This window comes from Irregularibacter muris (assembly GCF_024622505.1).
In the GTDB taxonomy this organism is placed as follows: domain Bacteria; phylum Bacillota; class Clostridia; order Eubacteriales; family Garciellaceae; genus Irregularibacter; species Irregularibacter muris.
Genome location: NZ_JANKAS010000001.1, coordinates 137339 through 150890, shown reverse-complemented (window position 1 = coordinate 150890; position 13552 = coordinate 137339). Strand labels below are relative to the sequence as shown.

14 protein-coding genes are annotated in these 13552 nt (G+C 34.1%); 3 read left to right on the top strand and 11 right to left on the bottom strand.

Annotation, left to right across the window (positions count from 1 at the left end; all coding sequences use genetic code 11):
• Positions 1-56: 56 nt before the first annotated feature.
• From NSA47_RS00720 to NSA47_RS00705, 4 genes are read right to left on the bottom strand one after another with little or no spacing between them, the layout of a single operon-like run.
• Positions 57-272: a hypothetical protein gene (locus NSA47_RS00720; RefSeq protein ID WP_257528917.1), complete on the bottom strand. Its 216-nt coding sequence runs from the start codon at positions 270-272 to the stop codon at positions 57-59.
• Positions 273-1388: a GerAB/ArcD/ProY family transporter gene (locus tag NSA47_RS00715; RefSeq protein WP_257528916.1), complete on the bottom strand. Its 1116-nt coding sequence runs from the start codon at positions 1386-1388 to the stop codon at positions 273-275.
• On the bottom strand, positions 1385-2557 hold the full coding sequence (locus NSA47_RS00710) for a Ger(x)C family spore germination protein (protein WP_257528915.1): 1173 nt from the start codon (positions 2555-2557) through the stop codon (positions 1385-1387). Before NSA47_RS00710 ends, NSA47_RS00715 begins: the two co-directional genes overlap by 4 nt.
• On the bottom strand, positions 2550-4157 hold the full coding sequence (locus NSA47_RS00705) for a spore germination protein (protein ID WP_257528914.1): 1608 nt from the start codon (positions 4155-4157) through the stop codon (positions 2550-2552). Before NSA47_RS00705 ends, NSA47_RS00710 begins: the two co-directional genes overlap by 8 nt.
• Positions 4158-4845: 688 nt before the next feature.
• Here NSA47_RS00705 and NSA47_RS00700 point away from each other — a divergent pair.
• A complete protein-coding gene (locus NSA47_RS00700) occupies positions 4846-5274 on the top strand; it encodes a hypothetical protein (RefSeq protein ID WP_257528913.1) in 429 nt (142 codons plus the stop codon).
• A gap of 63 nt (positions 5275-5337) precedes the next feature.
• On the opposite strand, the gene NSA47_RS00695 is transcribed toward NSA47_RS00700, so the two are convergent.
• The 6 genes from NSA47_RS00695 to NSA47_RS00670 all read right to left on the bottom strand — a co-directional run bounded on the left by NSA47_RS00695 (position 5338) and on the right by NSA47_RS00670 (position 10487).
• Entirely contained in the window at positions 5338-5997 is a 660-nt protein-coding gene (locus tag NSA47_RS00695; RefSeq protein WP_257528912.1) for a Dph6-related ATP pyrophosphatase, read from the bottom strand.
• Positions 5998-6103: 106 nt separating this feature from the next.
• Complete coding sequence (locus NSA47_RS00690) at positions 6104-6313, bottom strand: helix-turn-helix transcriptional regulator (RefSeq protein ID WP_257528911.1); 210 nt, start codon at positions 6311-6313, stop codon at positions 6104-6106.
• Between the two features lie 7 nt (positions 6314-6320).
• On the bottom strand, positions 6321-6653 hold the full coding sequence (locus NSA47_RS00685) for a DUF6442 family protein (protein ID WP_257528910.1): 333 nt from the start codon (positions 6651-6653) through the stop codon (positions 6321-6323).
• Between the two features lie 266 nt (positions 6654-6919).
• On the bottom strand, positions 6920-7816 hold the full coding sequence (locus tag NSA47_RS00680) for an SDR family oxidoreductase (RefSeq protein ID WP_373370291.1): 897 nt from the start codon (positions 7814-7816) through the stop codon (positions 6920-6922).
• Between the two features lie 159 nt (positions 7817-7975).
• On the bottom strand, positions 7976-9583 hold the full coding sequence (locus tag NSA47_RS00675) for an ABC transporter permease (RefSeq protein ID WP_257528908.1): 1608 nt from the start codon (positions 9581-9583) through the stop codon (positions 7976-7978).
• Position 9584: 1 nt separating this feature from the next.
• On the bottom strand, positions 9585-10487 hold the full coding sequence (locus NSA47_RS00670) for an ABC transporter ATP-binding protein (protein WP_257528907.1): 903 nt from the start codon (positions 10485-10487) through the stop codon (positions 9585-9587).
• Between the two features lie 147 nt (positions 10488-10634).
• Here NSA47_RS00670 and NSA47_RS00665 point away from each other — a divergent pair, with 147 nt between their 5' ends.
• Complete coding sequence (locus tag NSA47_RS00665) at positions 10635-11225, top strand: TetR/AcrR family transcriptional regulator (RefSeq protein ID WP_257528906.1); 591 nt, start codon at positions 10635-10637, stop codon at positions 11223-11225.
• 432 nt (positions 11226-11657) lie between these two features.
• Positions 11658-12197: a signal peptidase II gene (locus NSA47_RS00660; RefSeq protein ID WP_257528905.1), complete on the top strand. Its 540-nt coding sequence runs from the start codon at positions 11658-11660 to the stop codon at positions 12195-12197.
• Between the two features lie 159 nt (positions 12198-12356).
• Here the strand turns inward: NSA47_RS00660 and NSA47_RS00655 are convergent, their stop codons facing one another.
• On the bottom strand, positions 12357-13265 hold the full coding sequence (locus tag NSA47_RS00655; RefSeq protein ID WP_257528904.1) for a DegV family protein: 909 nt from the start codon (positions 13263-13265) through the stop codon (positions 12357-12359).
• Between the last annotated feature and the right edge of the window lie 287 nt (positions 13266-13552).

Genomic DNA, 13552 nt, shown 5'->3' with positions numbered 1-13552 from the left:
CTAAAGAGCCCGCTTGATATAGTAATGCCTGCAACTTAAACAGTCCATATTCCTTATCATTTATACCCTAAGTTTAATATATTTTTCAAAAAATTATCTATAGCCACAACCGGACTGGCTAAATGAATGCCCCATGTGTAAAGGATGGATAAAATAAAACCAAAACACAAAATAAAAGAAACTAATTTTAATTCTTTTTTTCTATTTTCTTTTATCAAATCGGGCACTTCTATAAACGAAATAATTAAAAAAATAAAAATCACATATAACATTTAATTTTCCTCCTGACTAAGAGGAAGTTCTTCAGGTAATTTCCTTATTTTAGCCACAATCAGTGTAATGAGTGGAAGTAAAAATTCGTATATAAGCCATTGAAATGGAGTTATATTACTACCATATTCAATATGCTGTATTATTGAGGAATACACGTTAAAAGAATAAATAATTATAATTACGCCCACTCCAATAACGAGATTTTTATAAGAATCAAGCTTAAATATTTGACTGATTGCCAAAACTGTTACATAGTAAAGGAAACAAATCTTAAAAAAATATAATATAATTAAAATGACCGCAAATAATACTTCCATTCTACTTAAAGTAGCGGATACACTTGTCAATCTAAGGGTTTCAAAAGACGGGAGGGAAAATAGTGTTATTGTATTGCCAAGAACTGCTATATCCCTTAATACAACAAGGATCATACCTATTCCCCCTATTAGAAATCCTAGGATGAAATATTTTTTTATTCCCTTATTTGGTATTTTAATATTAGGGGTAATCATTAAAAATACAACAAGTTCTCCAAAGGGGATAACGGTAATGATATGTGTTCCTTGCACATATTTAACAGTGGGCTGCCTAAATATCGGTAGAAAGTTATTGAAATCCATATGATTAAGAGTAAGAAAAATTGTGATTATTATAATAGATAAAGCTATTAATGTAAAAAACATGCTATATCTGGTCACAACCTGTATTCCGCTTTTAACCGCCCATGCACATATATACATAAAGGAAATAAGTATTACTATAGTAGGAGTATCTGGCATTATAGCCGCTCCGATAAAATCTCCCAAATCCTTTAAGTTTAAAGAAGACAAAGTTAAAAAGAAATATACATAAATACATGAAAATATTTTTCCTACCATCGGTCCGTATACCAAATCATTGATTTCTACCAGATTCTTGTTGGGAAAGTTTTTCATAAGAGCCATGTAGATCCATATAAATAATAATCCTACTAGAAACCCAAAGATAACAACTATCCATGAATCTTGTTTAGTAATCGATGTAATAAATGCTGTTAACAAAGATGATGCTAGAATAAAACAAGCTATAGAGAACATAAATTGAAATGTAGATATGCCACCTTTATCTATTCTCATTCTGCCCTTTCCTCCATATCTAAAGATTTTACTATTTTTCCGGTATCTCTTACCGTTAAATTAATATTAATCTCCATTTTTAATTCAGTATATAGATCATTCCAATTTTCCTTCATTTTTTCCCATTCTTTAGGATATTTACGGCTAATTTCTGTGCCAAAACCATAAATGTCTCCATTTAATTCTTTTGTGTAATTAAAGCAATCCAATATTTCTTTTTTTATTGCTCTTTCCCCGGCTTTTTTTAATGCAGAAAATACTTCATTGGAGTTCATGCCTTCAAATCCTTGCATTTCAGAGACATTGATGTCTCCCTTAAAATCAATAGAAATCAATAATTCATCCTCAGTTATTTTGGGATCTTTTTTAAGGTTGATATTTGTTATATTCATATTTGCATAACCATTGTCCGTCGTTACATTCAATGAGTTTTTTTTACAACGATCCATGATCCAGGAATATCCTCTCACTTTCTCCAAATCCAGTTTTCCTATATATTTGTCGTCTTTAAAAATAGCTAATCCTGTGATTTCAAATTTAGAATTTTGGTCTTCAGGCTTTGCTCTAACTATGGGAATAATAGGTGATGTAGTCTCTTCCATCATTTTAGATATGAGATCTATAAATCGCACTGAAAAAGATTCATATTGTCGAGAACTTGTCTCTATCATTTTAGACAATCCGATAGCAGAATTTGTTTCCTGTTCAACAGCATTTGATAGTATGTCTTTCGCCATATTATCGGCAACGACAACCCATGTTTCCATACGCATCTGATGTTCTCTACTAAAGGCATCCACATACTTTTTTATCCCCTTTTGGGCTTGTTCTTTTCCAAAAATGATTACTTGATTGTGATGCAAAAATATCGTCCGAGTACTTTCTGTGTCAAGATTATTTATAGCAGACGATATCCCTTTGTCTATAGTTTCCATAACCCAAAATGAGTTTTCTTGTTGGCTGCTTCCTGACTCATATCCGGAATTCTCCTTTATTTTACCCACTTGTAGAATCAAATGAACATCTTCCTCATTTTCGGCAGCATCTACTCCCAATCCTGTAGCAATCGAGATGGTATCCAATTCATCATTATCCCAGCATCCAGCTAAAGTAGTATTGGCTAATAATATGACAATCATGATTAATATTCTCCAACGATATTTATTCATCAAATAGATCTTTTCCTTCCTGACTTATATTTTCATAGGGTTGAACCGGTGGAATAGTAGAGTCCCTTCTTTTTTTATCTTCACTGGCCATATTTTTTGGCCGTTTTCTCATTATCCATAGGGGCACTCGAATAAAACTATCCTGTTGATCTCTGGAGAACATTACCGCTTCAAAATAAGGCATACCAAAAGATGTCATCTTGGCAAGCTGAACCAACATTCCTAAAAATCCTATGGCAATTCCAAATCCGCCCAATACAGAGGCTAAAATCATCATAATGATACGTAATACAGATATGGAATCCGTTTGAGTGGGAATGACAAAGCTTGCAACAGCTGTAATAGCAACGGTAATTACCATGGGGGCACCAACAAGTCCCGCTGAAACTGCTGCATCACCCATAACCAACGCTCCTACAATACTTATTGCCTGACCTACAGGCCGGGGCAATCTTAGTCCTGCTTCTTTTAAAATTTCAAATGAAGTTACCATAATCAATGCCTCAAATAATGCAGGAAAAGGCGTTCCTTCCCTTGCATTTGCTATGGTAAACAAGAGTGTCGTTGGAATTAGCTCTTGATGAAAAGTTGAGAATGCAATAAATCCAGGAACAGCAAATATAGCAATAAAGAAACAGAAAATCCTCATCAATCTCGTTATACTTGCATAAATTGTCCTGCCATAATAATCTTCAGCTGTTTGAAAACTTTCAATAAATAGCATAGGAACTGTCAATACAAATGGACTCCCGTCCGAAATAATAGCAATACGCCCTTCTAGAATCTTTGATGCAATTACATCAGGTTTTTCGCTATATCCAACTGTTGGGAAAATAGAAAATGAAGATTCTTCAATATATTCCTCAATATATCCCGAATCTAATATGGAATCTACATTGATATTATTCAATCGTGTTTTAAGGAGTTCTATTATTTCCGGTCTTGCAACTCCTTCTATATAAGCAATACATATATTCGTAGCTGTTTTGTGGCCTATAATCATATTTTCCATTCTAAATCTAGGGCTTTTAATTCTTCTCCTTAAAAGAGAGGTGTTTGTCCGAAAATTTTCTGTAAACCCTTCTCTTGGACCTCGAACTACAGATTCTGTCTGAGGTTCTGTTACATTTCTTTTGTCCCACATTTGGGTATCTATAATAAGTGCTTCTGAAAAACCGTCTAATAACATTACGGTATCTCCTGATAAACAACCATCAAAGATTTCATTAAAAAAATGGCTTTCTGTAACACTCCCTGAACAAAGAACAGATTTGCGGATTTCATCTATAATCGAATCATCTTCAAGGGATAGATGCATTTCTTTCTCTGAAATAAGGGGTTTTAAAATACTTTCAGTGATTTGATTACTATTGACTAAACCATCAATAAAAATCAATGCGCCTAAAAATTGTCTCTTACCAAAGACAAACTCGTGTATCTTGATATCATTACTCTCTCCTAAAGAGGATTTGATAAAATCCAAATTTTGTTTCAAATTCTTAGAAATAACAAACTTTTCTTCTTGTAATTGAGCTTCATGATTAAATTGATTGCGATTTTGTGCAGCTGCTATTTTTCTTATAATATATCTAAAAATCATCTGTCTAAAACTCCCTTATATTTTCATAAAATGGATTATTACTATTGTGATCCATTTGCAGTGGTGATATTCATGTATATTCAAAAGAGACAAGGGGGGAAGGTTTCATTTGTTTTCTTTCTGAGGCATATAGGAACAGGGACTTCTATCTACTGTCATATAGAACATCAAAATATAAGCTCTATTGGAGAAAGGCAAAGAAATATTTTATTGAGAAACTAGAGAAAAATGGGAAGGAAATGGTTCATAACAGAATATGAGTCGATATAAAAACAGAAGAAAGGATTGAAAAGAATGTGAAGAAAGGAAAATTTGAACCTATCCTATCTTTTATTATGAAATCATTTATATTATAATAAACAAGATATTATTGATCTATTACAATCTAGCATCAAAGGAGCGAAACAATTTGAAAAAGAAAAAGGGGTTTTGGTTTTTAAATTTCTTAAGATATCTAGGTATCATTATTGGGGCAGTGGTCTTTTCTATTCTAATCATGATAGGCATTCAATTTTTACAACAAAAGATCTTTGTTCCGAATTCTTATCTCCTATTTCAATTTAAAGCGCCCTATTCCTATTTCTTTCTTTTCTTTGAAATAGAACTTATTGTCTATTTATTAAATGATTTTTTTTAACCCCGCTATAGGAAAGAAGCTTTCCCCTTAGAAACCTCTATTTTTCATTTTATGAAAAAACACAAAATTGCTTTTGCATTATTAAATCTCATAATACTTTATATGTGTCTCACAAATATTACCGTTATTACAGAAGAAAAAATAACAGATTACAGTTTTTATAACCCCCGAGGCACTGTTTATCAATTCTCAGATATAGAAAAAATAGAGACTGGTTTTAAAGGTTCTACTCTTAAATTTTTTAAAAGACATCAGGGAGATTTTTACTATACTATCTCTTTTGACAATAAAAAAGTAGACCTCTACCAATCTGTCTCAGAGTATGAAGATACTTATTATGAATTAGAACTTTTGGATGAAATATTGATGGATAAAGGCATTCCTAAAGACTCTTCTACTGACAATATACAGTACAATGATCTTGCCAAAAGATATGTAAATAGATTTGAACGTATTATTAAAAATAAAAAACAAAGATAAAACTGCCGAAAATAAAGAAAGACAAGAGGACGAATGAAACGTCCCCTTGTCTATACCTATGTCTTATATTAAATCGCAAAATAAAAAGCGCTCATCCCGAAGCACCTTTTCACCAAGGGCAAATGGTATCTTTTCCTTAAAGATGGGGCCATTAAATACAAAGGAATGAAATTCCCCATTTTCTCCGCCAAGATCAATACTCTCAGGCAAATCTTTCAATAAATTCTTATCATATAATCTGCCTACAAATTCTCCCCCTAACACTTCTGTATCCACACAGGTAAGGATGGATTGAAAATTTAAATTGATAAACGTGTTGGCAATTTCTTCTGTATCTCTTGCCCATAAAGGAAAAATAGCTTCTACACCAACCTTCTTTAAATTATCTTCCCTATATTTCCTGATATCTTCTAAGAAAATATCTCCAAAGGCCACCTTTGTAACACCAAGTTTTTTATACTTGTTCATGACCTCTTCCATACTTTTATTGTATTTTTCATTAGAGCCATTAGAATCTATATATACTTTTTCTAATGGAAATCCTAAAGCCTTGGCCTGTTTTTCTAGTAAATCTTCCCTTACCCCATGCATACTTATTCTCTCATAGGGGTCTGTAATCGTGGTTAATAAAGTAATATCATACTTCTTTTGCATCACTAATTGGTAAAGTGCCAAGGCACTATCTTTGCCACCACTCCAAGATAATAGTATTTTTTCTTTCATTCTCTTCATCTCCTAATCAATAATTCTTGAGGATAATGTTTTGAAGACAAGGGAACCTTTCGGCTGTCTTCTTTTATTGCCCTTCCTCAACCCTTTATCTGCTCATTCATTCGATAAAAAACACTTCTTCAAAGGTTTTATTTAATGCGATGGCAATAATCAATGCTAATTTCGCACTTGGTGTATACTGTCCTTTTTCAATAGAACCAATTGAATTTCTGGATACTCCAACCATATCCGCTAATTCTTGTTGAGATATATGTTGTTCTGCACGTATTTTCTTTAAGTTGTTTTTAAATACTAAATGATCCTTCATATCTATCCTACCCAAATAATCCTAACATGAAATTTATAAATGATATAACAAAGAAGATTAAAAGTAACAAACCCAGATAAAGATTTCTTTTATCTTTCAGTTTTTTATATAGAGATAATGAATTAAAACAACTTACACCACACATTATTACTACTGCTTCACTACTTGTTGCTCTTTGTAAATCTTGAATATCCGCATGTATTACTCTTATAAAGAAAAGTATAATACAGATTATTGCCAAAAAAATGGTGCTTTGTTTCATTAAACCATTTGCAATATTGTTTTCATATTCTTGGTTCTTACTCCCTTTTGCTTTTGCTAATATTTCTTCCCTATTCATATATGACCCTCCTCAATTTGACAAGTATACTTGTCGTAAATAAAGAATAGCACATGACAAGTGTACTTGTCAATACAAAAAAACCGCCATCCAAGAATCTCTCCCTTGATTGACGGTCAAGTCATTATCATAGTATCTTACAGCCCTATCCTATGATTCTCATGTATATTTCATTTTTTCACTTTAGCATTATCATATGACCTTGATAATAGAAGACACTGTTCCTGAAATGTCTCCTTGTCTTTATCCCTTCTAGAAATTTGTGACTATGAATAACGAATTAGCCCCCCATTTACATGGAGTACCTGTCCAGTAACATATGCTGAATCATCTGAAGCTAAATAAACATATGTGGGTGCAACTTCAAATGGTTGAGCAGCTCGTCCCATAGGAATATTTGTCCCAAGGGTCGCTATATGATCTGGAGGATAAGTACTAACACTCAATGGTGTCCAAGCAGGTCCTGGTGCTACAGCATTTACGCGAATACCTTTTTCTGCAAGAGATAGGGCCATGGTTCGAGTAAAGGAAACAATAGCACCTTTAGAGGATGAATAGTCAATAACTGTCGGTGCTCCTTCATAAGCAACTCTAGACGTTGTGCTAATAATAGCGCTACCATATTTTAAATAAGGTAGTGCAGCCTTTGTCATATAAAAAAGTGGATAAACATTGATGCGGAATGTGTCTTCCAGTTGTTCATCCGACACATCCATTATATCTTTTGTATATGGTTGCACAGCTGCGTTATTTACTATCACATCCAATTGCCCATACATTTTAACGGTATGATCGACTGCTGATTTCGAGGTGGACGGATCTCGTAAATCTCCGGGCAGAAGCAGACAGTTTGCGCCCAAATTCTCCACATAATCTTTGGTTTCCTCTGCGTCTTTATGCTCATTCAGGTATAAAATTGTAAGGTTTGCCCCCTCCTTTGCAAAGGCTACTGCAATTGCTCTACCCAACCCACTATCACCACCTGTAATGATGGCTGTCTTCCCTTTCAGTTTTCCACTTCCTACATAACCCGAATAATCAAAAATCGGACGAGGGTTCATAAGGTGTTCAAATCCTGGTGGATCTTGATGTTGGGGAGGGAAAGAACTTGGTGGCGTTACTTCCCCATTTCCCTTATCGATATATGGATGATGTTGATTCATTCATTCTCCTCCTTATCTAAAATATATTCATCTTTCAGGATATAAATTTTTCTCCTTCTTATATTTCCCAAGGGTATGTTTAAGTATTCGATAAAAAATTACTAGCCCTAAACAGGTATAAAAACAGGTTACTAAAATACATTAATATCTACTCCCTATTTACATTTTTGTCAAAATATCTCTATTTTTAAACCCTAAAAGTCCAATTCCAATCAGTACTGCAGATAAACCCAGTAGCAAAATTAACAACATTAAAGGCAGATTTATAATATCAATCGTATAATGAGCATATGCAAAGGGAGAAATTTGCATCAGTGACCAATCAATAATCTGCCCTTCCCAAGCCAATTCTAACATAACAGATCCTATCCATACTATCCACCCTACCCCTGTCATTTTAGGACATAGTCCATATAATAATGCTGTTACAGCTAGAAATATTAATACAGGAGGAATCTTTGAAACACTCATAATAAAAACACCCCAAAATCCACTGCTTATATCCCCTGATGCAATTCCATAAAACACTCCTCCGCCAATGCCCATAACCAGCAATAATGCGGTAGAACATAAAGCTGCTACGATCAGATGACTACTCATCCAACAAATTCGGCTGACACGTTTATCCACAAGCATCTCTACTCTTCCTTCATTTTCTTCTTTTTTCAAGCGTAATACAGCAGTCATGGCGTAAGCAGCTACAAAAAGTGATATCAGATATATGCTAATACTAATAAATACATAGCCTAAGCCCATCTCCTCTGCCCAGCTTGTTCCACCTAAATTTGCCAGCCAATTACTCATTGCCCCATCACTAGATAATCCAGGTGAAATAGCTGCAAATACGGAAATATATAGTACTATTCCTACCATCCAGACAACAAAGCTTTTTTTGTGTAATCTCCAAGCTAAAGCCAAGGGACTAGTAAAATGGGGACTTGCCTCTGTTAATCCTGGGGAGGCTGGGAAAATACCTGCTCCCAGATCTCTCCGGGAAGAAAGTTTATAAGCAATAATAATAGGTATAGCAGCAAAAACAGCACAATATAACAGCCACCACCCATAATTTCCTCCAAAAGGACTGGTCACTCGATGCCATGCCATTGGAGTTATCCATATCAATAAAGTATAACCGCCTCTAAAGTTATTCAAAATACCCAGCACTAATCCTAATCCCAGCGTTGCAATACCAATGCTCTTGGCAGTTGAGCTACTTTCTCGGAGCTGAACACCTAAAGTACCTACTCCGGTGAAAAAGCATCCAATCGTTGATAGGGTTGCACCAAAAACAAAGGCTCCTTTTATCTCGCCCCCTAAAGCAATAATACTCAAAGAGATAAGTATTCCTGCTATCATATTTCCAATAATAGTAATAATAAGTGCAGCAGTTAGATTTGCATAACGTCCTACCGGATAAGCTCTAATCAGCTCACTACGTCCCGTTTCCTCATCTGTACGGGTATGTCGAATCACAATAAGTAGACTTCCAATTCCTAATGCCAATGCCAACTGTGACATCCCTCTCCATACAATAGCTCCAGAAATGTCAACGGATATAACAGGTCCAAGAAGAGCAGAAATTAACGGATCTTTATTAAATTCACTAAGAACATGCTCCAACCCTTCACCACCTATAACATTAAAAGTGGCTGCTGTTATAAAAGTCAACATCACAGAAAAGATTATCCAAATAGGAAGTAAGAATCGATCCCTGCGCAAAAACAATCGAATAAGGGTTCCAGTACCTATAAAATCATTGGATTTCATTCTATGCTCCTCCTTTTTCACCAATATCATCACCATAATGACGCATAAAGAGTTCTTCCAAGCTGGGAGGTTCAACCGTCAAGGATTTCATTCCTAGAGGCAACAGCAACTCCATCACTTTGGTCATTGCATTTGAATCCACAGAAAAGCCATACTTCAATCCATCTCTAGATATACCGTAAACTCCAGGCAAGTTTTTCAGATTAACAGCAGGCTTACTAATTTCTACATGGACTGTTGTACGGGTTAAATGACGTAAATCACCTAAGGTTCCCGACTCTACAATTTGTCCTTGTCGGATAATACTGACTCTGTCGCAAAGACTTTCTACCTCTGATAGAATATGGCTTGAAAGAAGTACCGTTTTCCCGGCTTTTTTTATTTCTGCTACATATTCCTGAAAAATTACCTCCATTAATGGATCCAGCCCTGATGTAGGTTCATCCAAAAGATATAATTCCGCTTCACAGGAAAAAGCCGCTACCAGTGCCACTTTCTGACGATTTCCTTTAGAATAAGTTCTACTCTTTTTGGTTGGATCTAATTGAAAGCGCTCTATAAGCTCATTTTTCTTAGAAATATTAAGTCCTCCATGAAGTCGTCCAAGAAGATCAATCACTTCTCCTCCCGATAAATCCGGCCACAAGGTAACATCGCCGGAAACATAGACTAACCTGTGGTGCAGCTCCACAGCATCCTGCCATGGATCTTTCCCAAACAAAGATATCTCTCCCCCTGTTCTTCTCAAAATTCCTAACAAGATACGAATTGTCGTCGATTTTCCAGCACCATTGGGCCCAATAAAACCGTGCACTTCCCCTTTCTTCACTGTAAGATTAATTCCTTTTAGAACCTGAGTCTTTCCAAAAGACTTGGTCAGATTTTGAATATGAATAATATCCATATACACCTCTCCCATTTTATATGTTTTATAATGTTATATTATATAACTCTATAATATATAGCTAAATATTTTTTGTCAATAAGTTTTATATAATTTATATTGACTCATGATAAAACTTTTTGTATGATTGAATGGAGGTGAAAATTCATGAATGGATACCAACGTCGTTCAGAGCTGAAAAAAGATAAAATACGAACTGCAGCATTAGATCTCTTCACTACTTATAGCACAGATAAAACTAGCATCAATGAAATTGCACAAAAAGCAGGCGTTGCACCTGCAAGTATTTATAATTATTTTGGAAGCAAGGAGGCTCTAATAAAAGATGTCATCATAAATCTCCTTGAAAATAGCTGGAAAGAAAGAAAAGAACTATGGGAAAGTAATTTGCCTTTTCCTGAATTGATGAAACGTACCATTTCAATGAAAGATGATTTTATTGATCAAACCAATTTAGCGCTTTTAACTACATTAGATACTGATCCTGAAATCAAGAAACTAATCGATGACTTTTATGAAGTTAGATATCCTTATATCGTTGAATTATTTATTAAAAAAGGACGTACTGAGGGGTACATAGGTAGAGAAATTTCCATTGAAGCAGCCATGGTATATCTAAAAATGTATCAAAATCTAGCTAAGGAACATGAAATCCTAATAAACGGAAAAAAAGACTTATTAAAAGAATTATTTGATTTAATGCTATATGGACTAGCTGGGCAGCCTATTAAAGATTAGTATTATAAATTCTTTTTCAAAAATCCACCTTACAATTTAGATATGATATCTAAATTGTAAGGTGGATTTTACTGATCATATTAAGACGCTCTTCCATAACAACATCATCAAGATTATTGTTGTTGTATATCTCTTCTTTTAAACTTTTTATTATTTTATATCAATTTTATTCAATACTACGACATCTTCATCCAATAAATTCAAGCTTATAGGTTTAGAAAGGTCTGTGATGACAGTTGTCCGTGTTAAATGACGAAATTCCTCAAGAGTACCAGATTCAATAATTTTTCCCTGCTGGATAATCCCAACTCGTTCGCAAAGTGCTTCTATCTCTGCAATGCCCTCCTATTGTCACAAATTAATTACAGTATCTTCTTGATTTCACACATACTTTGTGAGAGACTAAAATTAAAACAATCTAAGGAGACCATTATGAAAAAGCCCCTTATGATATCTCTTGTTTTGATTTTGATAGATCAAATAGCAAAAATATTGATAACACGTTATTCTATAGGCGTGGAATTTATTTTACTTCCAAATATTTTACTTTTCCGTCCCGTCCAAAATACCAATTTAACATGGCTTGCCAGCCTTTTTGATTACAAAATGTCGGTTTTCTCTATGGTAATCATTCAAATTTGCGCATTTCTCTTTACTATAGTTATTTATCGTTATTTTTCTTCTCTTTGGATGGAAAGAAAAGGACTCTTAAAAATCATGTTAGTGTGTTATATCGCTGGCATCTCGTGTTCTTTTATCGATGTTGTCTTTTGGGGTGGGAGTTGGGATTTTATTCGGTTATTTGACTGGTTTACATTTGATTTTAAAGATGTCTATTTTAATGTTGGTTTTATTCCTGTACTCTTTTACGGCATACTCTATCATTTTAAAGTATATGTAAAAATGAGTAAGAAAGAGCGTGAGGAAACAGGATTTCTCAAATGGATCCAACGGGGCATGCCTTCATCGTAGATGAAATGTTTTTTTGTTCATTATAAGTACCCCTTTATGGCATAAAAAAAGAGCTACCCTATAGCAACTCTTATCAATAAACTACTTTTATAGTTAAATCAGCAAAAATTTCTAACCATTATTTTTCATGTACTACGCTAAGGGAACCTTATCATTCCCCTACTCATATTGGTATTCTACAGGTTTCTCATTATAATAAAAAATACCTATACCACCGATACCCAAATGAGAACCTAAAACTGCCCCAATTTCAAATACAATGGTTTTACATTCAGGAATCATTTCTTTTATTTTTGTTTCTATATATCTAGCTGTTTCTTCATCATCTGCATGGCTAATGGCGATTGTCTGATCTACAAATTTTCCAACACCGTTTTTTACGTCATTCAAGATTTTTTTGTAGATTCTTTTTTGCCCCCGAATAAGCTCTTTTACTTTTATCAATCCATCTTCCACAACTAAATAGGGTTTTATATGAAGGGTAGAGCCAATATAGCCTGCTACCTTGTTTAATCTCCCCCCTAAAACTAGCCACTTTAAATCTTTTAGAGTAAAATGATAAATTACATGGTCAATGCTCCACTTTATATGATGGACGATGTCTTGAAAAGCAAATCCTCTTTTAATCATTTTGAGTGCTTGCAATGCAATAAGAGCGCCACCTCCTGCACCGCCTTTTGAATCAATAAGCTCAAACTTTGTATTTGGGTACTTGGTTTTATAATCTTCAAAAATTTGACTTGCAAAACTATATGTTCCTGATAGCTTAGATGAAAATGCCATATAGATAATATCATGACCTTCTGAAATACATTTATTTAAGGTCTTCGTGATAGAATCATAAGAAATTTGAGAAGTCTTAGGTACTTTCTCTGCTCGCATATAATCATAAACTGTGTGGAGTTGAATTTCTTCTCCATCTAAATAGGTCTCATTATCTAGAGTAATATGTAGTGGGATAATCTCTAAATTTGGATCATTTAACATTTCGTCATTTCTGTCACAGGTCGTATCAATAATTAACTTTGTCATTAGATCACCTAACTTTTTATCTTTATATATTTGCATATTTGTACATTTTATCATAATAATACAAAATTTCATAAATTCTATATTTTTATCACCTATTTACATATTCATCTTTGCCTGCTTCGTCAATAGGCAGATCAATGGAAATTTTTGTACAATCCCAAAGTTAGCCCCTTTCCAAAGCAAATCATTTCTATCAAGTCTATTATACCATTCCTCAATAGGGTTTCCAGCTATTCACTTGTCTGTTTTTTATTGAAGAATCCATTGACCATCGGTTCCACATCTTTTTGTATCAATGGCTCAATCAGATATTGAAGTGATAC